The 22,630-nt window shown below is 68.7% G+C and carries 20 protein-coding genes and 1 riboswitch; of the genes, 9 read left to right on the top strand and 11 right to left on the bottom strand.

Annotation, left to right across the window (positions count from 1 at the left end; translation table 11 throughout):
• Window positions 1-57: 57 nt before the first annotated feature.
• The 4 genes from ABIE65_RS15375 to ABIE65_RS15360 all read left to right on the top strand — a co-directional run bounded on the left by ABIE65_RS15375 (window position 58) and on the right by ABIE65_RS15360 (window position 6,377).
• The gene (locus ABIE65_RS15375) at window positions 58-1,221 is read left to right on the top strand and encodes a TAXI family TRAP transporter solute-binding subunit (protein WP_354078820.1); all 1,164 of its coding nucleotides are present in this window, start codon (window positions 58-60) and stop codon (window positions 1,219-1,221) included.
• A 115-nt stretch (window positions 1,222-1,336) separates the two neighbouring features.
• Window positions 1,337-2,476, top strand: coding sequence for a TAXI family TRAP transporter solute-binding subunit (locus tag ABIE65_RS15370; RefSeq protein ID WP_354078818.1), 1,140 nt, complete (start codon window positions 1,337-1,339; stop codon window positions 2,474-2,476).
• A gap of 107 nt (window positions 2,477-2,583) precedes the next feature.
• Entirely contained in the window at window positions 2,584-4,665 is a 2,082-nt protein-coding gene (locus tag ABIE65_RS15365) for a hydantoinase/oxoprolinase family protein (RefSeq protein ID WP_354078817.1), read from the top strand.
• Between the two features lie 17 nt (window positions 4,666-4,682).
• Window positions 4,683-6,377 carry a hydantoinase B/oxoprolinase family protein gene (locus tag ABIE65_RS15360; RefSeq protein WP_354078815.1) on the top strand — a complete coding sequence of 565 codons (1,695 nt, stop codon included), beginning with the start codon at window positions 4,683-4,685 and terminating at the stop codon, window positions 6,375-6,377.
• Between the two features lie 215 nt (window positions 6,378-6,592).
• On the opposite strand, the gene ABIE65_RS15355 is transcribed toward ABIE65_RS15360, so the two are convergent.
• The 5 genes from ABIE65_RS15355 to ABIE65_RS15335 form a co-directional block, all read right to left on the bottom strand.
• Window positions 6,593-7,264, bottom strand: a complete 672-nt coding sequence (locus ABIE65_RS15355) for an amino acid ABC transporter permease (RefSeq protein ID WP_354078813.1) — start codon at window positions 7,262-7,264, stop codon at window positions 6,593-6,595.
• Between the two features lie 9 nt (window positions 7,265-7,273).
• The gene (locus ABIE65_RS15350) at window positions 7,274-7,945 is read right to left on the bottom strand and encodes an amino acid ABC transporter permease (protein WP_354078812.1); all 672 of its coding nucleotides are present in this window, start codon (window positions 7,943-7,945) and stop codon (window positions 7,274-7,276) included.
• 18 nt (window positions 7,946-7,963) lie between these two features.
• Window positions 7,964-8,710 (bottom strand): amino acid ABC transporter ATP-binding protein, encoded by a 747-nt coding sequence (locus tag ABIE65_RS15345; RefSeq protein ID WP_354078810.1) that lies wholly within the window; start codon window positions 8,708-8,710, stop codon window positions 7,964-7,966.
• A gap of 124 nt (window positions 8,711-8,834) precedes the next feature.
• Window positions 8,835-9,692 (bottom strand): transporter substrate-binding domain-containing protein, encoded by an 858-nt coding sequence (locus tag ABIE65_RS15340; RefSeq protein WP_354078809.1) that lies wholly within the window; start codon window positions 9,690-9,692, stop codon window positions 8,835-8,837.
• 157 nt (window positions 9,693-9,849) lie between these two features.
• Window positions 9,850-11,223: a leucyl aminopeptidase family protein gene (locus ABIE65_RS15335; RefSeq protein ID WP_354078807.1), complete on the bottom strand. Its 1,374-nt coding sequence runs from the start codon at window positions 11,221-11,223 to the stop codon at window positions 9,850-9,852.
• Window positions 11,224-11,481: 258 nt separating this feature from the next.
• Between ABIE65_RS15335 and ABIE65_RS15330 the strand changes: the two genes are divergently transcribed.
• The 3 genes from ABIE65_RS15330 to ABIE65_RS15320 all read left to right on the top strand — a co-directional run bounded on the left by ABIE65_RS15330 (window position 11,482) and on the right by ABIE65_RS15320 (window position 13,340).
• Window positions 11,482-11,730 (top strand): YMGG-like glycine zipper-containing protein, encoded by a 249-nt coding sequence (locus ABIE65_RS15330; protein WP_354078805.1) that lies wholly within the window; start codon window positions 11,482-11,484, stop codon window positions 11,728-11,730.
• Window positions 11,731-11,881: 151 nt separating this feature from the next.
• A complete protein-coding gene (gpmA, locus tag ABIE65_RS15325; protein ID WP_354078803.1) occupies window positions 11,882-12,574 on the top strand; it encodes a 2,3-diphosphoglycerate-dependent phosphoglycerate mutase in 693 nt (230 codons plus the stop codon).
• Between the two features lie 16 nt (window positions 12,575-12,590).
• Window positions 12,591-13,340, top strand: coding sequence for an SDR family NAD(P)-dependent oxidoreductase (locus ABIE65_RS15320; RefSeq protein WP_354078801.1), 750 nt, complete (start codon window positions 12,591-12,593; stop codon window positions 13,338-13,340).
• A 21-nt stretch (window positions 13,341-13,361) separates the two neighbouring features.
• On the opposite strand, the gene ABIE65_RS15315 is transcribed toward ABIE65_RS15320, so the two are convergent.
• Complete coding sequence (locus ABIE65_RS15315; protein WP_354078799.1) at window positions 13,362-14,969, bottom strand: PAS domain-containing sensor histidine kinase; 1,608 nt, start codon at window positions 14,967-14,969, stop codon at window positions 13,362-13,364.
• A 95-nt stretch (window positions 14,970-15,064) separates the two neighbouring features.
• The gene (locus ABIE65_RS15310; protein ID WP_354078797.1) at window positions 15,065-16,153 is read right to left on the bottom strand and encodes a mandelate racemase/muconate lactonizing enzyme family protein; all 1,089 of its coding nucleotides are present in this window, start codon (window positions 16,151-16,153) and stop codon (window positions 15,065-15,067) included.
• Between the two features lie 124 nt (window positions 16,154-16,277).
• On the opposite strand from ABIE65_RS15310, the gene ABIE65_RS15305 reads away from it, so the two are divergent.
• A complete protein-coding gene (locus ABIE65_RS15305; protein WP_354078795.1) occupies window positions 16,278-16,994 on the top strand; it encodes a GntR family transcriptional regulator in 717 nt (238 codons plus the stop codon).
• Here ABIE65_RS15305 and ABIE65_RS15300 read toward each other — a convergent pair.
• The 4 genes from ABIE65_RS15300 to ABIE65_RS15285 form a co-directional block, all read right to left on the bottom strand.
• Window positions 16,975-17,853 carry a hypothetical protein gene (locus ABIE65_RS15300; RefSeq protein WP_354078793.1) on the bottom strand — a complete coding sequence of 293 codons (879 nt, stop codon included), beginning with the start codon at window positions 17,851-17,853 and terminating at the stop codon, window positions 16,975-16,977. The two genes, ABIE65_RS15305 and ABIE65_RS15300, sit on opposite strands and share 20 nt — an antisense overlap.
• 49 nt (window positions 17,854-17,902) lie before the next feature.
• Complete coding sequence (locus ABIE65_RS15295; RefSeq protein ID WP_354078791.1) at window positions 17,903-19,021, bottom strand: TRAP transporter substrate-binding protein; 1,119 nt, start codon at window positions 19,019-19,021, stop codon at window positions 17,903-17,905.
• Window positions 19,022-19,117: 96 nt separating this feature from the next.
• On the bottom strand, window positions 19,118-19,552 hold the full coding sequence (locus ABIE65_RS15290) for a hypothetical protein (RefSeq protein ID WP_354078789.1): 435 nt from the start codon (window positions 19,550-19,552) through the stop codon (window positions 19,118-19,120).
• Window positions 19,552-20,379 carry a HesA/MoeB/ThiF family protein gene (locus ABIE65_RS15285; protein ID WP_354078787.1) on the bottom strand — a complete coding sequence of 276 codons (828 nt, stop codon included), beginning with the start codon at window positions 20,377-20,379 and terminating at the stop codon, window positions 19,552-19,554. Before ABIE65_RS15285 ends, ABIE65_RS15290 begins: the two co-directional genes overlap by 1 nt.
• A gap of 106 nt (window positions 20,380-20,485) precedes the next feature.
• Window positions 20,486-20,622: riboswitch (TPP riboswitch) on the top strand.
• Between the two features lie 81 nt (window positions 20,623-20,703).
• Here ABIE65_RS15285 and thiC point away from each other — a divergent pair.
• Window positions 20,704-22,530: a phosphomethylpyrimidine synthase ThiC gene (gene thiC, locus ABIE65_RS15280; RefSeq protein WP_354078785.1), complete on the top strand. Its 1,827-nt coding sequence runs from the start codon at window positions 20,704-20,706 to the stop codon at window positions 22,528-22,530.
• Window positions 22,531-22,630 lie beyond the last annotated feature (100 nt).

Here is a 22,630-nt window from a genome sequence, read left to right as displayed (position 1 = left end):
GATCATCCTGCGATTGAGAAGGAAGCTCCAGCCACAACGGAGCCCGCGGGAGGAGATATGTCGCTGAATTCGCACCATCTGGGTGGGGCGCTTGCGCTCGCCCTGTCGACCTTCGTCGCCGGGACCGCGGGGGCCGCCGGCCTGCCGCGGACGCTCGCGTGGACCGCCTACGAGACGACGTCGAGCGGCTATGGCCAAGCGGTCGCCATCGGCAGCGCTCTCAAGAACCAGATGGGCATCACGTTGCGCGTGCTGCCCGGCAAGAACGATCTGTCTCGGCTGGTCCCGGTCCGCGACAAGAAGGCGGACTTCGCCGCCAATGGGATCGGCACCTACATGGCGCAGGAGGGCGTCTTCGAGTTCGCGCACCCCGACTGGGGGCCGCAGCGGCTGCGGACGGTGGCGATGTCTCTCGGCGACTACTGCCTCGTGCCCTACGCCGCGGGGGATCTCGGCGTGAAGACGGCCTACGACCTGAAGGGCAAGCGCGTCTCGATCATCCGTGGTGCGCCCGGCCTCAACTACAATCTCTACGTCTATATGCGCTTCGCCGACCTGGAGTGGGACGACGTCATCAGGGTCGACTTTCCGGGCGCGACCGCCGCAGCCGATTCGATCGTCAACAACCAGGCCGATGCGGCGTTCGGGTCGACGATCACCGGGAATGTGCGCAAGCTCGAAGCGAGCCCGCGCGGTGCGACTTTCGCCGGCGCGCCGCACGGCGACGAAGCGGGCTGGAAGCGCCTGATGGAAGCCGGACCCTATTACGTGAAGCACCTCTGCACCGAGGGCGTCGGGCTCAGCAAGGAGAAGCCGCTCGAAGCGGCGACCTACCCCTATCCCGTGCTGATGAGCTACGACCACATGGACGCCGACACGGCCTATGCCATGACGAAGGCCATCTTCGACCTGTACGAGTCCTACAAGGATGCGGCGCCGGGCGCCGACGGTTGGCGCCGTGACAATCAGAGGCTCGACTGGGTCGTTCCGGTCCACGAGGGCGCCGTCCGCTACTACAAGGAGGCCGGAATGTGGACGGACGCACATCAGGCCAACAACGAGGCGAACCTCGCGCGCCAGGATGTCTTGGCGAAAGCGTGGAAGACCTACGCGGCCGAGGCGAAGGGCCGCCCGGAAGAGGAATTCGTGAAAGGCTGGCAATCGGCCCGCGTCTCCGCCCTGGAGAAGGCGAAGGAATTGCCGGTCTGGCGCGACTGGTAGGCGGCGATGCGCCGCTGACGACAGAACGGCCCCACGGCGTCCCGCCGCGGGGCCGTTCTGCTTTCGGAGGAGAAAACTCCTCCCAACAACAACGATCGACAGAGGAGGTGCGAAGATGCGGTACGCGTTGTTGACCACGAGCCTCGTTGCCGGATTGACGATCGCCGGGGGGACCTTCGCGAAGGACCTGCCGTCGACGATGGCGTGGACGGCCTACGACGTGGGCTCGTCCGGCTACAATCAGGCGGTCGCGATCGGTGCGGCGCTGAAGAACAAGAAGAACATCACGCTCCGCGTACTCCCGGGAAAGAACGACGTCTCCCGGCTGGTGCCGCTGCGGGAGAACAAGGTCGATTTCTCCGCCTTCGGCATCGGTGGCTACCAAGCGCTGGAGGCCGTGTTCACCTTCGGCCAGAAGGACTGGGGACCGCAGCCGCTACGGATGCTGTCGATGTCCAACTCCGACGCGTGCAACACGCTGATGCTGGCCGGCGACCTCGGCATCACCAGCTACAAGGACCTCAAGGGCAAGCGCCTGCCGGTGGTGAAGGGGGCACCGGCCCTGAACCAGAACGTCTATGCCTATCTGCGCTTCGCCGGCCTGGAATGGTCGGACGTGAAGACCGTCGAATTCGGCGGATACGGCGCCTCGATGGACGCCGTCGTCGAAGGGCAGGTGGACGGCGCCATCACCATCACCAGTTCCGGCTTTGCGACGAAGATCGCCGCCGGCCCGCGTGGCTACTACTACGCTCCGGTGCCTCACGATGACGAGGCGGGTTGGAAGCGGATGCACGCGGTGGCGCCTTACTTCTTCAAGTCGATGTGCAGCGAAGGCGCCGGCATCAAGGAACCGTTCGAGGCTGCCAGCTACCCCTATCCGATCCTCATCGGCTACGAGAGCCAGGACGAGGAGATGGTCTATCAGATGACCGCGGCGATGTACGAACTCTACCCCGAGTACAAGGACTCCGCCCCCGGTGCCAGGGGCTGGGCGCTCGACAGGCAGGTGCTCAGCTGGGTACTGCCGTTCCATCCGGGTGCGATCCGATACTACAAGGAAAAGGGCATCTGGAAGGCCGCCGAGGAGGAACATCAGGCGGATCTGCTGGCGCGCGAGAAGCTCCTGCGTGACGCCTGGAAGGATCACGTCGCCAACGCCAAGGACGCGGACACTTTCGAGAAGGGCTGGATGAAGGTCCGCGCCGACGTTCTCACCAAGGCCGGCCTCAATCCGATCTGGACGGAGTGGTAACCCTCCCAAGGCCGTAGCGGCCGGAAAGGGGGGCGGTGTCACCGCTCCCCTTTCGTTTTTGCGCAGGCTTGCCCAGACTGGACGCCGAACCGGACGGGGGCTGCGGCATGGGTTGGCGGATCGGGGTCGATATCGGCGGCACGTTCACGGACGTCGCACTGGTGAACGAGGCCGACGGGCGGATCCGTCTCGCCAAGGTGCTGACGACACCCCGGGACTTCTCCCGGGCGGTGGTGGAAGGCGTGCAGGCCGCCATCACGCGGGAGGGGGTCGCACCGAGTGCCGTGAGCCTCGTCGCCCATGCGACCACGGTGGTGACCAACGCCCTGCTCGAGAACAAGGGCGGCCGGACGGCGCTGATCGCGACGCGCGGCTTCCGCGACGTGCTGGAGCTGCGGCGCTCGGCGCGGGCCGACCTCTACGACCTGTTCCAGGACCCGCCGTCGGTGCTGGTGCCGCGGCGCCTGCGGTTCGAGGTCGCCGAGCGCATCGGCGCGGCGGGCGAAGTGGTCGAGCCGCTCGACGAGAGCGGGCTGGAGGCGATCGCCGCAGAGATCCGCGCCGCGGACGTACAGGCCGTCGCCGTGTGCCTGCTCTTCTCGTTTCTCAACGATGCCCACGAACGGCGCGTGGGCGAGCGGCTGCGGGCCCTGCTGCCAGACATCCCCGTCTACCTGTCGAGCGAGGTGCTGCCCGAGATCCGCGAGTTCGAGCGGACCAGCACGACGGCGGTCTGCGCCTATGTGGCGCCGATCCTGCGCTCCTATCTGGAGCGGCTGGAGGCGGCGCTGGGGGCGCTCGGCCTGCCGCCGTTCTACGTCATGGGGTCCAGCGGCGGCGTGTTCGAGACGGCGGAGGCGCTGCGCATGCCGGCGATGGCCGTCGAGTCCGGCCCGGCGGCCGGCGTCGTCGCCGCCGCGCTGATCGGCCGGCAGCTCGGCCGGCCCGACCTGATCTCGTTCGACATGGGCGGCACGACCGCGAAGGCCAGCCTGATCGCCGGCGGCGAGGTCGCGGTGACACCGGAGTACGAGGTCGGCGGCCACGGCAACGTCAACCGCTGGCTGCACGGCACCGGACACCCGATCCGCGTGCCCGTCATCGACCTCGCCGAGGTCAGCGCCGGCGGCGGCAGCATCGCCTGGGTCGACGCCGGCGGCGCGCTGAAGGTCGGTCCGCAGAGCGCCGGGGCGGAGCCCGGCCCGGTCTGCTACGGCCGCGGCGGCACCGAGCCCACCGTCAGCGACGCCAACGTCGTGCTGGGCTATCTCGATCGGGAGGCGCTGCTCGGCGGCGACCTGCCGATCGACGCGGCGGCGGCGGAGCGCGCCCTGGGCGAGAAGGTCGGCGCGCCGCTCGGGATGACCACGGCCGAGGCGGCGGCGGGCGTGATCGAGATCGTCAACGCCAACATGGCCGCCGCCCTGCGCATCGTCTCGATCGAGCGCGGCCACGATCCGCGCGGCTGCGCACTGGTCGCCTTCGGCGGGGCGGGGCCCGTGCACGCCGCGCGTCTCGCCGAGGAACTCGGCATACCTGAGGTCATCGTGCCGCCGGTGCCCGGCGTCTTCTCGGCGCTCGGCCTGGTCGCGACGGACCTGCGCCGCGACTATGTCCGCACGCTCTACGCCCCGCTCGACACCGTCGACCCGGCACGGATCGCCGGGGTCATGGCCGAGATGGAAGCGGCCGGCACCGCCATGCTGACCACGGCAGGGTTCGGCGCGGAGCGCGGGGCGCTGGTCCGCTCGGCGGACGTGCGCTACGGGCGGCAGGCCTACGAACTGACAGTGCCGATGCGCGACGGAACCATCGACCGGGCGGCGCTCGACGCGCTGGCCGCCGACTTCCACACACGCCACCGCGAGACCTACGGCCACAGCAATCCGACCGAGCGGGTGCAACTGGTCAACCTGCGGCTCAGCGCCGTCGGCACGCTGGAGCGGCTGCGCTTGCGCCATCTGCCCGAGGCGCCCGACCGGGCACGCGACCGGACGCGGAGCGTCTGGTTCCGCGAGACGGGGTTCGTCGACTGCCCGGTGCGCTGGCGCGACGGGCTCGTCCCCGGCGACGTGCTGAACGGGCCGGCGATCGTCGAGTCGGTCGACGCGACCCTGGTCGTCCCGCCCGGCTGGCGGACCGAGATCGACGGGGACGGGTTCATCGTGATGCGCCGGCGGGCGGCATGAGCGAGGGGAGCAAGCCGATGAGCGACGCCACGGACCGCACTGACCCGGTCACCTTCGAAGTCGTCAAGAACGCGCTCTACGCCGCCGCCGAGGAGATGAAGGTCGTCCTCGCCAAGACGGCCTATTCGCCGATCCTGAAGGTGGCGGGCGACTATTCCTGCGGCGTGTTCGACGCCACAGGCCAGATGGTGGCGCAGGGGCCGGACCTGCCGATCCACCTGGGCTCGATGCCGGACGCGGTGCGGGCGGTGGTGAAGTCGTTCGACGCCTTCGCGCCGGGCGACATGTTCGTCCACAACGATCCCTATTTCGGCGGCTCGCACCTGCCGGACGTGAACGTCGTCGCACCCGCCTTCCACGAGGACGTCCTGCTGGGCTTCGCCTGCGTGCGTGCGCACTGGCCGGATATCGGCAGTGCGACGCCCGGCAGCTACGGCGCCGTCACCGAGATCTACGGCGAGGGGCTGCGCCTGCCGCCGGTGCGGCTCGCCGTCAACGGCGAGATGCTGCGCGACATCGAGGCGATTATCTTCGCCAACGTCCGCACGCCCGAGGAGCGCCGAGGCGACCTGCGCGCCCAGATGGCCGCCTGCCGGCGCGCCACGATCCGGATGGGCGAACTCGCCACCCGCTACGGCGCGGCGACCCTGACCCGGATCATGGACGAGGTGCTCGACTATTCCGAGCGGCTGATGCGCGACGCGCTCTCCCGGCTGCCGGACGGAGAGGGCCGTTTCGAGGACGTCTGCGACGGCGATGGCATCCTGGAGCCGGGCGAGACCGAGGACCGCACCTTCACCATCCGTATGCACGTCGTGAAGTCCGGCGACCGGCTGCGGGTCGACTTCACCGGCACCGACCCCGCGGTGGCCGGGCCGATCAACGCGCCGCTGACCGTCACGGCGTCCGGCGTCTTCTGCGCGCTGAAGATGATCGCCGACCCCAACAGCCTGATCCCGCCGAACTCCGGCTGCTGGCGGCCGGTCGAAGTGGTCGCGGAGCCCGGCTCGGTGGTCCACGCCCAGTCGCCGTCGCCCGTGGTCTACGCCAACCACGAGATGTCGCACCGGATCGCCGACATGATGTTCGGCGCCTGCGTCGCCTTCGCTCCGGACAACGTGATGGCCTGCAGCCAGGGCACCTCCGCCGTGCTGACGCTGGGCGGCACCGATCCGCGCAGCGGCGAGCGCTATGTCAGCTACGAGACCATCAAGGGCGGCTTCGGCGCGCGGCCGGGCAAGGACGGCATCAACGCGGTCGCCAGCACGATCTCCAACACGATGAACACGCCGATCGAGGTGCTCGAGATGAGCTTCCCGGTCAGGGTCGAGGAATATTCGATCCTGCCCGACTCCGGCGGTGCCGGCCGCTGGCGCGGCGGCTGCGGCGTGCGCCGCGTCTGGCGCGTGCTCGACCACGATTCGCGCGCCGCGATCTGCTGCGAACGCACCGTCTCGGCGCCCTTCGGTCTCGTCGGTGGTTCGGCCGGATCGCCGGCCCGGCTGACGGTCGAGCATCCCGACGGCACCAGCCGGCGCCCGCTGAGCAAGGGCGCCTTCACCGCGCCCGCCGGCTCGCGCGTCATCTTCGACGTGCCCGGTTCCGGCGGCTACGGCCCGCACGCCGAGCGCGACCCGGCGCTGGTGCGCGAGGACGTCGCCGACGGCTACGTGACCGCCGAGGCCGCCCTGCGCGACTACGGCGTGGGCTGAGTCGCCGCGATAGGTTTTCGTAGGGTTTTATGGGGGTGGTGCGCGCAGCCGGGTGTGCGGCGGATAGGTTTTCATGGGTTTTTGTGGGGGTGGCGGCGCAGTGGGCGGCGCGCCGCCTCACTCGTCGATGTCGATCTCCACCATGTCCGTCAGCGGTCGGCGACGCTGCGCCGATCTAGGGAAATGGTCCTGCCAAGTCGGCGGTGCAACCGAAGCTACCGCCCGGCCATCATCTTGCGCTCCATGCGGCTGAGGATGCGGACGACCGGCCACAGGATGACGAGGTAGATCAGCGCCGCGGCGATCAGCGGCGTCGGGTTGTACATGTTGCCCTGGGCGATGCGGGCCATGCGCAGGAGTTCCGGCAGTGCCACGACGCTGGCGATCGAGGTGAGCTTGACCACCTCCACCGTGTTGCCGACGAGGTCGGGCAGCACGTTGCGGATCGCCTGGGGCAGGATCACCCAGCGCATGGTCTGGAAGCCCGAAAGCCCGGTCGAGCGCGCCGCCTCGGTCTGGCCCTTCGGGATGCTCTCGATGCCGGCGCGGAAGATCTCGCCGTAATAGCTCGAATTGTTGAGCATGAAAGCGACGGCGACCGAGAAGAACGGGTCGAGGTCGACGCCGAGGAACGGCATGCCGTAATAGACGAAGATCAGCAGCACCAGCGGCGGGAACGCGCGGAAGAAGTCGACGTAGAAGACGATCGGCCAGCGCAGCCACCAGTAGCGCAGATTGTAGAGGACGGCGATGAGCAGTCCGGCCGAGAAGCCCAGCGGGACGACGAACAGCGTCAGCAGCACCGTCATCTTCAGTCCCTCGACCAGCATGGGCCAGGAGACGACGAGGATCTCGATGTTGAAGAAGTTCTGGATCAGCAGGTCCATCGGGCGGCCTCAGCGCTTCCAGCCGTAGCGGCTTTCGACCCAGCGGCTGAGCACCACCAGGGGGAAGAAGATCAGCAGGTAGCCGATCGCGGCGACGGTGAGCGGCGAGGTGTTGGCCGAATAGGCCTGCGCGGTTCCCGCCTGGGTCAGCAGTTCGTCGACGGCGACCACCGAGGCGAGCGCGGTGTTCTTGGTGACCGCGATGGTCCGGTTGGTCAGCGGCGGGATCGTCAGCTTGAACGCCTGCGGCAGGACGACGTAGCCCAGCGTCTGGACGAAGGAGAGGCCGGTCGAGCGCGAAGCCTCCCACTGGCCCCTCTGCACCGAGGTGATGCCCGCCCAGAAGATCTCCTCCGAGAAGGAGGCGAGCACCAGCGACAGGACCAGCCAAGCCGCGGCGAAGCCGGACATCTGCACGCCGACGAAGGGCAGGGCGAAGTAGACCAGGATGATCAGCACCAGCGGCGGCAGGGCCCGGCAGATGTCGACCAGCACGACGATCAGGAAATTCGCCGGCTTGAACTGGAACGAGCGGCCCAGGGCGAGCAGTAGCCCGGTCGACAGGCCGGTGAGCACGACCAGAGCCGCCAGTTCGAGGGTGACGACCAGGCCCTTCAGCATCTCCGGGAGATACTGGAGCATGATCGGAACGTTGAAGAAGTTGTGCGCGAACTGTTCCATCGGGCGGCGCTCCGCGCCTCAGTGATCGAACATGCGCGCGAGGAATTCCCGCGTGCGCGCCTGGGTCGGCGCCTTGAAGATCTGCTCCGGCGGACCCTGTTCGACAATGTTGCCGCCGTTCATGAAGACCACCCGGTCGGCGGCCTCCTGGGCGAAGCGCATCTCGTGGCTCACGACGACCATAGTCATGCCCTCCCGGCGCATCTCGCGCATCACGTTGAGCACGGAGCCGACGAGCTCGGGGTCGAGCGCGCTGGTCGGTTCGTCGAACAGCATCACCTTCGGTTCGAGCGCCAGGGCGCGGGCGATGGCCACGCGCTGCTGCTGGCCGCCCGAGAGTTCGGTGGGATAGGCGTCGTATTTCTCGGAGAGGCCGACGCGGTCGAGTGCCGCGCGGCCGCGGTCCTCGGCTTCCTTGCGGCCCTGTCCCGCCACCTTCCGCAGGGCCAGGGTCACGTTCCCCAGCGCCGTCATGTGCGGGTAGAGGTTGAAGGACTGGAACACCATGCCGATCCGCTGGCGGACCTTGTTGATGTTCACCTTGCTCGACAGGATGTCGATGCCGTCGACGGCGATGCTACCGCTCGTCGGCTCCTCCAGGCGGTTGCAGCAGCGCAGAAGCGTGCTCTTGCCGGACCCGGAGGGCCCGATGATGAAGACCAGTTCCTGCGGCAGCACGTCCAGGTCGACGCCGGTCAGCACTTCGAGCTGGCCGAACGACTTGTGCAGATCCTGGATGTCGACGATCGGCTGGGTACGGACCACGTGAGGCACCCGATCGGCCGGCTCGGCACCAGCCGTCCACTGCGATGGAAGGGAAGGGGGGGCCGCCGGCCGCCCCGGGGAGGGAGGGGCGGCGGTGCCGCCCCGGTGACGCGCTACGGCCGGATCAGCCGCACTTCACCTCGTGCGGGGTCGGGTCGTAGCCGTTGAAGCCCTTCGCACCGAAGCCCGGGTCGATCGTGTGGACCACGGCGTCGGGGCCGGGCTTCTGACCCGTCCACTTCTCGAAGGCGGCGGCGATGGTGCCGTCCTTCTTCAGGCACTCCATGATCGTCTCGACCTTGTTGCGCAGCGCGACGTCGTCCAGCCGGAAGGCCATGCCGAACACCAGGCCGGTGGAGATGATCAGGGTCGACGGAACGATCATCGGGTTCTGCTTCGCGGCCCAGCCGCCGACCGTGGAGCCCGCCATGTTGGCGGTGGCGCGCCCGGCGATGACCGCTGCGATGGCGTCGGCATTCTTGTCGAAGCGCATGACCGTCCAGCCGTACTGCGGCTCACGCTCGGTCGCCCACTTGTCGTAGAGGTTGCCCTTGTTGACCGACAGGACCTTGCCCTTCAGGTCGTCCAGCGAGGTGACCTGCGGTGCGCCCTTCTTGATGACGAACTGGTATTCGCTCTCGAAGTAGCCCTCGGTGAAGAGCATCGACTTGGCGCGCTCCTCGGTGATGGTCGTCGGGGCGACGATCATGTCGTACTTCTTGGCGTTGAGGCCGGCGAAGATGCCGGACCATTGCTGGTCGATCACCTCCAGCTGCATGCCCATCTTCTTGGCGATGGCCTCGCCGATGTCGATGTTCATGCCTTCGACGCCGCCCGTCGGCTTCGCCATGACATGCGGCGCGTAGCCCACGTCGGCCGCGACCCTGAACTTCTCCTGCGCCTGGGCGCCGCCCGCCGCGAGCACCAGGACCGCGGCGGCGACCGCCGCCCGCGCCGTCTTCGTCCGCACGTTCCGCATCATTCCGCCAGTCTCCCGTTCCGGCCTTCTTTGCCGGAGGATTACCGCAAGCGGCATGCCAGCCCGTCTACGGGCCGGAGCGGGCGAGGTGTGGGCTTATGCGCGGGCGGAACTGCCGATTATTTAGGCGGACGCGCGCTGTGGCGCGCGCGCCGCCGTCTCATGCATACCGTTCGCGCAGATAGCCGAAGGCGGCGCGGATGAACTGGGCCTCGCCGCCCTTCGGCCGGCCGGGGCGGTTGCCCTGGTTCCAGGCGAACATGTCGACGTGCGCCCATTTCGTCTCCTTGGAGACGAAGGCCTGGAGGTAGAGGGCGGCGGTGATCGCGCCGCCGAAGCCGCCTTCGGAGACGTTGTTCATGTCGGCGATGTCGCTGTCGAGGTTCTTGCGGTAGCCGTCCCACAGCGGCAGCCGCCACATCGGGTCGGCCTCGCTGCCGCCATGCGCGGTGAGGCCGGCGGCGAAATCGTCGTCGTTGCAGAACAGGGCCGGCAGGTCCTGGCCGAGTGCCACGCGGGCCGCGCCGGTGAGGGTGGCGCAGTCGATGACCAGATCCGGCTTCTCGTCGTCGGCGTCGGCGAGCGCGTCGCACAGGACGAGACGGCCCTCGGCGTCGGTGTTGCCGATCTCGACGGTCAGCCCCTTGCGCGTCTTGACGATGTCGCGCGGCCGCATCGCGTTGCCCGACACGCTGTTCTCGACCGCCGGGATCAGCACCCGCAACCGGACCGGCAGCTTCGCCGCCATGACCATGTGCGCGAGCCCCAGGATGTTCGCGGCACCGCCCATGTCCTTCTTCATGTTCAGCATGCCCGACGACGGCTTGAGGTCGTAGCCGCCGGTGTCGAAGCAGACGCCCTTGCCGACCAGGGTCACGCGCGGGGCGCCCGCCTTGCCCCAGCGGATGTCGATCAGGCGGGGCGCCCGGACGCTGCCGCGGCCGACCATGTGGATGGTCGGGTAGTTCTGCTTCAGCAGGTCGTCGCCGACGATGGTGTTGAACTTCGCCTTGTGCTTCTTGGCGAGCGCGCGTGCGGCATCCTCCAGTTCGGCGGGGCCGAGATCGTTGGCGGGCGTATTGATCAGGTCGCGGGCGAGGAAGACGGCTTCGATCGTCCGAAGCGCATGGTCGCGGTCCGCCTGTTCGGGCCAGACCAGGGTCGCGAACGCCTTGTCGCGCCGCTTGTAGCGGTCGAATGCATAGGTTCCGAGGCCCCAGCCGATCGTGGCCTGGGTGGCAGCGTGCGCCGAAAGATCCCGGTCCAGGCGATAGGTGCCCTTCTCGAGCCGCGCGGGCAGGTCTCCGTAGCTCCAGGGAGACGCGGGGTCCTCCACGCCGACGACGACCTGCGATACGCCGCGTTCCGCGTCGGGTATCCGCACCACCGAGCCCGGCTTGCCCTTGAATGCCGAGGCATCGAGCCAAGCCCGGACCCCTGCCGGCTGCGCCTCGAGCCACCCGTCATACTGGCCGCTCGTCACGACCGTCAGGGGAATGGCCGAGCTGCTCCGGCCGGTGAGAAAGTCCGACATGCCGTGCGCATCCTTTCGTGAGATGTCCGCGGTTCCTGCCGAGACCATGACGGCTTACGGGCCGACTGAAAAGATCGACGCTGCTCTGGGCACGCTTCATTGATGGCAGGCGTGGCGGCCGCAGACAGGCAGAGGGGTGGAGGGTCGATCCGGGCCGCAAATACGCAGCGACGGAACAACAGCAGGAAGGCGGCGTTGACGCGGCATGCCGGCAGCAGTTGGACGCAGCCGGGCGCGGATTGATTGTGGAGATGATAGATGCCTCGCCTTCTCAAGACTTCGGTTCTCGTCTCGGCTTTGGCGTTGTCTCTCGCCGCCTGCGGCAACTCTTCGGGTGAGCGCGCGCTTTCGGGTGCCGGACTGGGCGCGGCAGGCGGCGCGCTCGTCGGCGGCTTGGCCGGCGGGAGCCTGGTCGGCGGTGCGCTCATCGGCGGCGCGGCGGGTGCCGTCGCGGGCGCCGTCACCGACAAGGACGACGTGAATCTCGGCAAGCCCGCCTGGAAGTAATCGGACGGCGCGGCGAACCGCGTCGCGATGTTCGAAGGCCGCCCGACATCCGGGCGGCCTTCTCGATTCCGGCCAGACCCAACCGCAATGTTTCGCACGGGCGCGGCAACCGGTATGGTCGGCCGTCGCAGCGAAGATCATGGACGATAGGATGACCAAGCTAGTTCTGGTCCGGCACGGGCAGTCCCAGTGGAACCTGGAGAACCGCTTCACCGGCTGGAAGGACGTCGACATCACCGAGGCCGGCGTCGCCGAGGCGCGCAAGGGCGCGCGCGCGCTGATGAAGGCCGGGTTCGATTTCGACCTCTGCTACACCTCGGTGCTGAAGCGGGCGATCCGCACGCTCTGGACCATCCTGGACGAAATGGACCGGATGTGGCTGCCGGTGGTGCGCGACTGGCGCCTGAACGAGCGACACTACGGCGCGCTGCAGGGCCTGAACAAGGCCGAGACGGCACAGAAGCACAGCGAGGAGCAGGTCTTCATCTGGCGGCGCAGCTTCGACGTGCCGCCGCCGGCGCTGGAGCCGGGCGACGAGCGCTGGCCGGGCGCCGACCGCCGCTACGCCATGCTGCCGCCCAAGGCGATTCCGCTGGCGGAGAGCCTGAAGGACACGATCGCGCGGGTCGAACCCTATTTCGTCGGCGAGATCGCGCCGCAGATCGCCCAGGGCAAGCGCGTGCTGATCGCGGCGCACGGCAACAGCCTGCGCGCCCTGGTCAAGTATCTGGACGAGGTGTCCGACGCGGAGATCCCGAAGGTCGAGATCCCGACCGGCGTGCCGCTCGTCTACGAACTCGACGAGAAGATGAAGCCGATCCGCCACTACTATCTGGAAGACTGAGCGCGGAGCGCCGCCCGTGACGGTGGCCCTCGTCACCGGCGCGGCATCGGGGATCGGTGCTGCCGTTGCGCGCCGCATCGCGGGCCGGGACGTCCGGATCCTGCTCCACACCCGCGCCAACCGGGAGGGGCTGGAGCGAACGGCAGCCGCCGTTCGCGCGGCGGGTGCCGAGACCGCGCTGGCCTATGGCGATCTCGCCGCGCCCGAGACCGCCGCCGACCTCGTCGGGACGGCGGTGGAGCGGTTCGGCGGTCTCGACTGGCTGGTGAGCAATGCCGGTTTCGCCGATCGTCGGAGCCTTGCCGAGCTGCCCGAAGACGGGCTTCGCGGACCCTTCGCCGCGATCGCAGAAGGCTTCTTCCACCTGATCCGCGCGGCTCGGCCCAGCCTGGAGTCGTCCGGTGCGGGCCGGGTGGTGGCGGTCAGCGCCTTCGGGGCGCACCGGTTTCCGGCGCACGGCTATCGCTTTCCGTCGACGGCGGCGGCCAAGGCCGCCATGGAGACGCTGGCCCGGTCGCTCGCGGCCGAACTCGCGCCGGCCGGGGTGACGGTGAACTGCGTCTCGCCCGGCTTTGTCAGGAAGGATGCCGGGGCGCACACGGCGCTCTCGCCGCAGAAGTGGGCGGAGATCGCAGCGGGGATTCCGCTCGGGCGCCTCGCCGATCCCGCCGAGGTCGCCGGCGTCATCGCCTTCCTCCTGTCACCCGACGCGGCCTATGTGACAGGTCAGACCATTCACGTGGACGGCGGCATGTCGCTCGGCTGAACGGCGCGGGCAGCCGGGCGGTCAGGCGGCGTTGGCGGCGCGCTGACAGGGAAATTCCGCGGTCACCGTGGTTCCGTGGTGCGGGCTGCTGTCGATCCGGACCGTCCCGCCGTGCATCTCGACCAGGCCCTTGACCATCGGCAGGCCCAGGCCGGTGCCTTCCTGCTGGCGGGTCCAGGCATTGTCGATCTGCACGAAGAGCTCGAAGGCGCGCGCCACCTCGACCTCGGTCATGCCGATGCCGGTATCCGCGACCGTCAGCGTGAAGCCGCCGGCGGCGGCAGGACCGAGGGCGAGACGCACCTGTCCGCCGGGTGGCGTGAACTTCACGGCATTGGAGAGCAGGTTGACCGCGATCTGGACGAGCGCCCGGCGGTCGGCCGTGATGCTGTCGAGACGATCGTCGATCCGGGCCTCGAAGACGATCTCGCGCTCCTCGGCGAGCGGCGTCAGCATCGCCGAGGCTTCCTCGACCACTGTCGCGGGATCGATCCGCTCAAGCCGCACCGGCAGCCGCCCCGCCTCGATGCGCGACAGGTCGAGGAGATCGTTGATCAGGTCGAGCTGATGCCGGCCGGCGGCGTTGATGTCGTGGGCGTAGTCCTTGTAGCGGGGGTTCTCGATCGGCCCGAAGATCTCGTGCAGCATCGCATCGGAGAGGCCGATCACCGCGTTCAGCGGGGTGCGGAGTTCGTGGCTCATCATCGCCAGGAAGCCGGACTTGGTGCGGTTGGCCTGCTCGGCGCGCATCTGGCTGGCGATGGCGGCGTCGCGGGCCTCGCGCAGCTCCTGGGCCAGGCGCCGCAGGTCGCTGGTCTGTGCGGCGAGGCGGGCGTTGGTCTCGTCGAGTTCGTGGATCTCGGTGATGTCGATCCAGAGCGAGGCAATCCCGCCCTCGTGCGTGACGTGCTCCTCCAGCCGCATCCAGCCGCCGTTCTTCATCCGGAAGACCGCCGCGCCGCGGAGCGCCGCGGTCAGGGGCACCGGCCGGCCGGCGAGCGCCGACAGCCGTTCCGCCTCGACCTCGTCCCAGCTGTGGCGTGCGTGCCGGAGCAGGTGCTCGGCGTAGGTCGTCTTCGGATGGAAGAGGTCGGGCGTATAGGGAAACAGGTTCGAGTAGGCACGGTTGGCCAGGACGAAGCAGCCGTTCTTGTCGAAAAGGGCGAAGCCGAGGTCGTAGTGGGCGATCGCTTCGGCGAGGCCGCGCTCGGCGAACCGGGCGTTGTGCTCCTCGGTGACGTCGGTCCAGAGCTTGATGCAGCCGCCGTCGTCAAGCCAGAGGTTCTGCGACTTCAGCCAGCGGCCGTCGCGGAGCTGGAAGAAGAAGGGCTGCGTCTGGCCACGGTGCCTGATCAGTCCCGCCTGGACCTTCTCCCGCAGCTGCTCCTCGCTCCTGAAGGTGACGTTGTGCGAGAAGAAGCGTTCAAGGTTCTCGGCATAGGTCAGGCCGGGCGTCAGGCGGCCGATATGCTCGGGGAAGAAGCGCTCGTAGCAGCGGTTCCAGCCCTTGATCCGTTCCTCGGCGTCCATCAGGCAGGCGGCGGTGTCGACGAGGTCGAGAACCTGGGCGACGGCGGGAAAGCCGCCGGGCTCGGCTACCAGCTTGGCGAGGTCGAAGACCTTCTGCATCGCGACCGTGTCGATCTGAGGAGCACGGAACGTGATCAGTTTAGGGCAAATTGGAGGCAGTTTATAGTCGATTGATACGCTCCATTACCGAGCGGCTATTCCACCCGATACCGTGCGATCACGGCCGGATCGGGGTCGGGACCGACGCCGGGCACATCGGCGACGCGCAGCCAGCCGTCCCGCGCATCCACCAGGTCGCCATAGAGGCTCGCCTCCAGCCGGCCGAAGAAGCGTTCGACCGGGGTGCCGGTGCCGGCGACCAGCTGCATGGTGGCGAGGAAGCCCGGCCCGAAATAGGGCGAATGCGGCGCGCAGGCGGTGTTGTGCGTCTCGCACAGGGCCTGGACCTTCCGGAACTCGGATATGCCGCCGACCTTGGTGACGCTGGGCTGGGCGAAGGCGACGGCGCGCGCCTCCAGCATCGCCTGGAACTGCCAGGCGGTGCAGGCATTCTCGCCGGCCGCGATCGGCATCGGCGCGCGGCGCGACAGTTCGGCGAGACCGGCGAAGTTCTCGGGCGGCCAGATCGGCTCCTCCAGCCAGTAGAGCCGCTGCGGCTCCAGCCGGCGCGCCATGTCGAGCGCTTCCTGGAGCGTCCAGGGGCAGTTGGTGTCGACCATGATCTCGACGTCGGGTCCGACGGCGTCGCGCGCCGCGGCCACCGCCTCGACCGTCGTCTCGTGCAGCTTGATGTAACGGTAGCCTTCGGCCGCCGCGGCGGCGGACCGCTCGGCGACGATGGCCGGGTCGCCGTAGCGCAGCAGGCTGGCATAGCAGGGCAGGGGGTCGTCGCCGCCGGTGCCGAGCAGCCGGCGCAGCGGCACGCCCGCCGCCTTCGCCGCGATGTCCCAGAGCGCGATGTCGAGCCCGGACAGGGCATAGATCGTCTGGCCGTAGCGGCCGAAGATGTGCAGCGTCTTCTGCAGTTCGGTCATCAGCGGCGTTATGGCGAGCGGGTCGCGGCCGATGACGAGCGGCGCCACCATGCTCTCGATCGCGGCACGGGTCGAGGGGATGGCGTTGTAGCCGAAGGCCTCGCCCCAGCCGGTGATGCCCGCGTCGGTCTCGACCTTGACCAGCAGCGTGCCGAGGTCGCGCCAGACCTTGCCGCCGAAGCCGCTCGCCGGGCCGCCGTGGTCGAAGGGGATGCTGATCCAGATGGTCTCGACCTTGGTGATCTTCATGGCAGCGCTCCCGTATTTCCGCGGTCTTCGGCGGCCGCACGCGCCCTCCGATGACGCGGTGCGGCGCTTATGCTAGAGCTTGGCGCAGGCTGCCCAGCAGAACAACCGGACCACGAGCCTCGCCATGGATGCCGTTTCGCCCCTGACGGCCGTTTCCGCGCCGCCCGTTCAGCAGCGCCTGAGCGACATCGCCTATGAGCGGATCAAGCACGACATCATCCGCTGCGCCCTGGCGCCGGGCGAGGAGGTGACGGAGGCGCGGCTCGGGGTGCGGCTGGGCCTGGGCAAGGCGCCGGTGCGCGCGGCGCTGATGCGCCTGTCGCAGGAGGGCCTGATCCGGGCGCTGCCGCGCCGCGGCTATCTGGTGGCGCCGGTGACGCTGCGCGACGTGCAGGACATCTTCCAGTTCCGCATGCTGCTGGAACCCGAGGCGGCGCGGCTCGCCGCCGGCCGTGTCCAGGGCGACCGGCTGCGCCAGCTCGACGCCGTCTGCCGCGCCGGCTACGTGCCCGGCGACCGCGAAAGCGAGGCGGACTTCCTGCGCGCCAACCGCGACTTCCACGTCACCATCGCCGAGGCGTCGGGCAACGCGCGGCTGACCACGACCCTGGCGGGCCTGCTCGACGAGATGGAGCGGCTGCTGCACCTGGGCCTCGCCCTGCGCAATCGTACCGAGGAGATGCAGCACGAGCACAAGACGCTGGTCGACGCGCTGATCCGCGGCGACGGCGATGCCGCGGCGGGCATTGCGGCGGAGCAGGTCGACGCGTCGCGCAAGATGGTGATGGACGCCATCCTGTCGAGCCCGCTGGCGCTCGAGGTCAGTATCCGGCAGGCCTGACGCCGGAGGTCGTGGCGGCCGGCCGGCCGGTATCGGTCGCCCCGCAACTATAGGGCGGCGCGGAGAAGAAGGCTTGGCAGCAGCGGCTCGTGCGCTCGTCGAGCAGTTCCACGTGGCCGACCTGGTCGGCGAACAGGACGAGGCCCGGCCCATCGACCGGCGTGACTGTCGTCCCGCCGTCCCGCACGCGGCATACAGGGCTGAGGAAGAATTCCGGCGAGCGCTGCCGCGTGGCGACGTAGCGCGGAAAGCCCTCGTAGACCAGCTGGTCGCGCAGGAAGACCCTCACCCACATCCTGTCGCCGCGCAGATGCGCCGGGCGCGCATCTGCGACGAATCCCTTGGCGGTCGAAGCGTTGCGGTAGTAGCGGAACAGCAGCTCCGACGGCGTCGCCATCGCCTCCAGGCCGTAGTTCATCCCGAGCGACCGGAAGACATATTGCGGTGCCGCCATCAGCACCTCGTTGCGGTAGAGGAGCCAGCCCGAAACCGCGGCGCCGACCGTGGCGACGAGGACGATCGGCGTGAACAGGTACCAGAACCGGCCCGCATCCGAGACGATAGGTAGCGAGGACAGGTCCGGATCGGCAGATCCGCTCCGCCGACGGTCGAACGCCGCCCGCCATGGCATGTCCGCGGGCGACGTTCGCCGCTCCCGTCGAGGCAAGAACAACAGCAACAGGCCGAGCAGTCCGAGCGAGACGACGAAGATCAGAAGCGACAGCGAGAGGGCGAGCATGGTGTACAAGAACTCATCGAATCGCAGGTCGCTCCAGAGTTGGATCAGTCCGAGCGCCACGAAGCCCGGCAGGATGAGCAGAAGGAAGACGACGGCCTTCCAGGGGTCGGACGGGAACATGGCCTTCTCCGTCTCGTGCGGCTTCGCTATCTGTGGCCGTGACGGCACGTCAGCATTGGATCCGGCATTCGCCGCTGCAGTCGGTCTGGTTATCGGGACAGCTCGGCCCGGAATAGGCGACGCCGATCTCGCGCATCCGGCGCAGAAGGTCCTCGGCACGGTCTTTCGCCACGCCACCGGCGACCGCTCGGTCGACCCAGTCCTGCCAAGTCGCCTTGAACGGCTGGCCCGTGGTCTGCGCGGCTTTCAGGCCCTGCCGCGAGAACCCGCGCCACGCGATTCCACGCTCGCGCAGCGCCTCGAGCGCACCGACCTCGTTTGCGTGGGCTTCCTCGATTAATCGGCCCTGCAATTGCTCAAAGGCCGTCGCGAGACCGTTCCGGGCGTCGCTCTCCAGGCCGGCCCAGGCGCGTTCGTCGGCGAATGCCAGCCACGGCCGCAGCTTGCCGAAGGGCCATTCATAGACTGAAGCATCGGTGAAGACCTCTTTGGATAGAGCTGCAACGGTCCATGGATTGATAAGCGCTGCGTCGAGATCACCGCTGTTCATGGCCGCGCTGGTAGCGGAAGGGGAGTGGGTAATCGGTACGGGCACGGCCCCGATCGCCGTGAGTGCGCTGGAGAGGTCGGGCATTCGCGAACCGATCCTGCGTCCTGCGAGCGCCCCCAGGCTGTCCAGACTCTGCGTGGTCACGAGCACCAGGCCCGAATAGGCACCGGTGGCCAGAAAGACGAGGCCGCGGGAATCCAGCACGTCCCGGAACGCCTGCTCCAGGCCGCTGTCGAAGGCCTTCCCGTAGGCCCCGACACTGTCGAGAACGCCGGGAAGGGCGGCGATATCGACCAGCGGAAGACCGCTGGTCCGGGCGAAGACCGTCGCCAGCGGGTAGCGACCGCTCCGCGTCCCCGATACGACCGCTTCCCCGGGAACCGTGCGTTCGTCGAGGACACGCAACGAGACCGCGCCTTTGGTGCTCTCTGCGACGACTTCTTCGAACCATCGCTCAAGATCGTCGTTCCAAAAGACGCCAGCCTGATCGAGAAGGGTGAACGTACGGTCAGGGTCGGCGGTGGCGATCCCGCCGAACAGGACCATCGCCACGGTTGTCGCCATCGTCATTGCCAGCACCCGCACACCGCTGCGCGCGGCGCGACCGGATCTGCTCATGCCGACCTCCTCCGAGCTGTCGCACGGCGATAGTGCCCGCTTTGTCGCAGCCGATCCATGCGGGCGCGTATCCGCGCTCGGTTCGGTGCCGGCGGATCAGACGAAGAGTGTCGTTCCCGTCGCCGACGAGTCCTTCAGGAAGCTGACGAGGCCGGTGATCTCGGCCGGTACGTCGTCGCGCAGGTCGCTTGATTCCATGTCCATGGCGGCGAGGCCGGTCTCGCAGACCATGATGCGGGCGCCGAGGGCGACGCAGGCTTCCAGCAGCTCCTCGAAGGTCGCCAGTTTGCGGGCTTCCAGCGCCGCGTCCCATGCCGCCGCCTCCTCGCCGCCGGCGGTGCGCATCGCGGCCCAGCCGGGCCGGCCGTCCTGCGGCTTCGCCAGGGCGCGGCAGGCGCCCATGGTGAAGAACACGGTGGCGGGCATGTTCACCGCGACCGCGGCGGCGACGGTCATCAGCGCATAGTGGACCCGGTCGAAATCGCCCGACTGGACGATCACCGACAGCTTGTCCGGCGGCGTCGTCGCCATCAGGCGACGCCCGCGTCGGCTGGGGCCGCGTTGCCGGGCGCGTGTGCGGACAGGTCGTGGATGGCGGGATGCGTGCCGCACAGCGGGCACTCGGCGTCGCGCTTCACCTTCACCTTGCGGAAGGTCGTCGACAGCGCGTCGTACATGAGCAGCGACCCCGACAGCGAATCGCCGATGCCCAGCAGTTCCTTCAGCACCTCGGTCGCCTGGAGCGTGCCGACGGCGCCGGCGACGGCGCCGAACACGCCGGCCTCGGAGCAGGAGGGCACCATGCCCGCCGGCGGCGGCTCGCGGAAGATGCAGCGATAGCAGGGATGCGGGTCGCCCAGATGCGCCTTGAACGTCGAGAGCTGGCCGTCGAAGCGCAGCAATGCCGCCGACACCAGCGTCTTGCCGGCGAGGTAGCAGGCGTCGTTCAGCAGGAAGCGGGTCGCGAAATTGTCTGTGCCGTCGGCGACCAGGTCGTAGCCGGCGAGAATGTCCATGACGTTGCCGGCATTGAGCCGCCCGCGGTGCGCCTCGATCCGCACCTCCGGGTTGAGGGATGCCACCGCCTCGATGGCGCTGTCGACCTTCGGCCGTCCGACACTGCCGGTGGTGTGGATCACCTGCCGTTGCAGGTTGGAGAGGTCGACCGTGTCGTCGTCGATGACGCCGATCGTGCCGACGCCAGCCGCGGCGAGATAGAGCAGCATCGGCGCGCCCAGGCCGCCGGCGCCGACGATCAGGACGCGCGCGCCCATCAGCTTCGCCTGGCCCGCGCCGCCGACCTCGGGCAGCAGGATATGGCGCGAATAGCGCTGGATCTGGTCTTCGCTGAAGTCCATCGCGGCATCCTCGTTGCGACGCCCCATAGTTGGGCATCGCGCCGCGCCCGCCAAGGGCGGCTGCGTCCGTTGGGCTTGACCTCTGCGGCGGGCTGACGCACCCTGCCTCTCGTCCGAGGGGGGTCCCGTTAGGGGGCTGAGATACCGCCGGCATCGGAGCGAACGACCTGCTCCCTGCAACGCGGTGACCCTTTGTACCTGATCCGGGTCATGCCGGCGGAGGGAACGGGAACGACGCGGCCGATCGGGCCGCGGTCAGCCTAAATGCCAACCCAACCGACCAGCGCCGGATCTCTGCGTCCTTTTTCGACCGGAGGTCTAGCAATGAACCACCTAGCCAAGACGCCACGCTTCACGGTGACGACCGGGCCGATATCCGGCTCGCGCAAGATTTTCGTACCCGCCGAGGGGCACCCCGACATCCGCGTCCCGCTGCGCGAGATCGCCCTGTCGCCGACGGCCAACGAGCCGCCCGTCATGGTCTACGACACGTCCGGGCCGTTCACCGATCCCGACGCCGCCATCGACATCTACAAGGGCCTGCCGCGCCTGCGCGAGGCGTGGGTCGCCGCACGCGGCGACACCGAACTCTACACCGGCCGCTCGGTGAAGCCCGAGGACAACGGCTACGCCACCGGCGAACGCCTCGTCGCCGAGTTTCCGAACGTCCCGCAGCCGCGCCGCGCGATCGGCGGCCGTTCGGTCAGCCAGCTGGCCTATGCCCGCGCCGGCATCGTCACGCCGGAGATGATCTATGTCGCGACCCGCGAGAACGAGGGCCGCAAGCGCCTGAAGGAGGCGGCGGTCCGCGACGGCGAGGATTTCGGCGCCAGCATTCCCGACTATGTGACGCCCGAGTTCGTGCGCGACGAGATCGCCCGCGGCCGCGCCATCATCCCGGCCAACATCAACCACCCGGAACTGGAGCCGATGATCATCGGCCGGAACTTCCTGGTGAAGGTGAACGCCAACATCGGCAACTCGGCCGTCACCTCGTCGGTGGCCGAGGAGGTCGAGAAGATGGTCTGGTCGATCCGCTGGGGCGGCGACACGGTCATGGACCTGTCGACCGGCCGCAACATCCACAACATCCGCGAATGGATCATCCGCAACGCGCCGATCCCGATCGGCACCGTGCCGATCTACCAGGCGCTGGAGAAGGTCGGCGGCGTCGCCGAGGACCTGACCTGGGAGGTCTATCGCGACACGCTGATCGAGCAGGCCGAGCAGGGCGTCGACTATTTCACCGTCCATGCCGGCGTGCGGCTGCGCTACATCCACCTGACCGCCAGCCGCGTCACCGGCATCGTCAGCCGCGGCGGCTCGATCATGGCGAAGTGGTGCCTGGCACACCACAAGGAGAGCTTCCTCTACGAGCATTTCGACGAGATCTGCGACATCATGCGGGCCTACGACGTCAGCTTCTCGCTGGGCGACGGCCTGCGGCCCGGTGCCATTGCCGACGCCAACGACGCGGCACAGTTCGCCGAGTTGGAGACGCTGGGCGAACTGACCAAGGTCGCCTGGGAGAAGGACGTCCAGGTCATGATCGAGGGCCCCGGCCACGTGCCGATGCACAAGATCAAGATCAACATGGAGAAGCAGCTGGAGGAGTGCGGCGAGGCGCCGTTCTACACGCTCGGCCCCCTCACGACCGACATCGCCCCCGGCTACGACCACATCACCAGCGGCATCGGTGCGGCGATGATCGGCTGGTACGGCTGCGCCATGCTCTGCTACGTCACGCCGAAGGAGCATCTGGGCCTTCCGGACCGCGACGACGTGAAGACCGGCGTCATCACCTACCGGATCGCCGCACACGCGGCCGACCTGGCCAAGGGCCATCCGGGGGCGCAACTCCGCGACGACGCGCTGTCGCGGGCGCGCTTCTCGTTCCGCTGGCAGGACCAGTTCAACCTGTCGCTCGATCCCGACACGGCCCAGTCCTTCCACGACGAGACGCTGCCGAAGGACGCGCACAAGGTGGCGCACTTCTGCTCGATGTGCGGGCCGAAATTCTGCTCGATGCAGATCTCGCAGGAGATCCGCGACTATGCCAACTCGGGCATGGAGCAGATGGCCGAGGCCTTCCGCGAGGGCGGCAGCCAGATCTACCGGCCGGTCGAGGAGACGAAGCCCGCGGCGGAGTAGGCGGGGCATTCCTGCGCGTCGTCCGCGGGCGAGGGGCGCGGCCCCGTCGAGCCGGGGATCCGGGGGACAGCCTCAGCGCTGAGCCTGGATCCCCGGATCT

It is taken from the genome of Constrictibacter sp. MBR-5 (genome assembly GCF_040549485.1).
Lineage (GTDB): Bacteria > Pseudomonadota > Alphaproteobacteria > JAJUGE01 > JAJUGE01 > Constrictibacter.
Note: the sequence above shows the minus strand (reverse complement) of the source record. Positions and strands in the feature narration are given on the sequence as shown.

Coding starts and splice junctions, on each gene's coding strand:
- ABIE65_RS15375 (WP_354078820.1), top strand. CDS start 58: ATGTCGCTGAATTCGCACCATCTGGGTGGGGCGCTTGCGCTCGCCCTG.
- ABIE65_RS15370 (WP_354078818.1), top strand. CDS start 1,337: ATGCGGTACGCGTTGTTGACCACGAGCCTCGTTGCCGGATTGACGATC.
- ABIE65_RS15365 (WP_354078817.1), top strand. CDS start 2,584: ATGGGTTGGCGGATCGGGGTCGATATCGGCGGCACGTTCACGGACGTC.
- ABIE65_RS15360 (WP_354078815.1), top strand. CDS start 4,683: ATGAGCGACGCCACGGACCGCACTGACCCGGTCACCTTCGAAGTCGTC.
- ABIE65_RS15355 (WP_354078813.1), bottom strand. CDS start 7,264: ATGGACCTGCTGATCCAGAACTTCTTCAACATCGAGATCCTCGTCGTC.
- ABIE65_RS15350 (WP_354078812.1), bottom strand. CDS start 7,945: ATGGAACAGTTCGCGCACAACTTCTTCAACGTTCCGATCATGCTCCAG.
- ABIE65_RS15340 (WP_354078809.1), bottom strand. CDS start 9,692: ATGATGCGGAACGTGCGGACGAAGACGGCGCGGGCGGCGGTCGCCGCC.
- ABIE65_RS15335 (WP_354078807.1), bottom strand. CDS start 11,223: ATGTCGGACTTTCTCACCGGCCGGAGCAGCTCGGCCATTCCCCTGACG.
- ABIE65_RS15330 (WP_354078805.1), top strand. CDS start 11,482: ATGCCTCGCCTTCTCAAGACTTCGGTTCTCGTCTCGGCTTTGGCGTTG.
- gpmA (WP_354078803.1), top strand. CDS start 11,882: ATGACCAAGCTAGTTCTGGTCCGGCACGGGCAGTCCCAGTGGAACCTG.
- ABIE65_RS15315 (WP_354078799.1), bottom strand. CDS start 14,969: ATGCAGAAGGTCTTCGACCTCGCCAAGCTGGTAGCCGAGCCCGGCGGC.
- ABIE65_RS15310 (WP_354078797.1), bottom strand. CDS start 16,153: ATGAAGATCACCAAGGTCGAGACCATCTGGATCAGCATCCCCTTCGAC.
- ABIE65_RS15305 (WP_354078795.1), top strand. CDS start 16,278: ATGGATGCCGTTTCGCCCCTGACGGCCGTTTCCGCGCCGCCCGTTCAG.
- ABIE65_RS15300 (WP_354078793.1), bottom strand. CDS start 17,853: ATGTTCCCGTCCGACCCCTGGAAGGCCGTCGTCTTCCTTCTGCTCATC.
- ABIE65_RS15295 (WP_354078791.1), bottom strand. CDS start 19,021: ATGAGCAGATCCGGTCGCGCCGCGCGCAGCGGTGTGCGGGTGCTGGCA.
- ABIE65_RS15290 (WP_354078789.1), bottom strand. CDS start 19,552: ATGGCGACGACGCCGCCGGACAAGCTGTCGGTGATCGTCCAGTCGGGC.
- ABIE65_RS15285 (WP_354078787.1), bottom strand. CDS start 20,379: ATGGACTTCAGCGAAGACCAGATCCAGCGCTATTCGCGCCATATCCTG.
- thiC (WP_354078785.1), top strand. CDS start 20,704: ATGAACCACCTAGCCAAGACGCCACGCTTCACGGTGACGACCGGGCCG.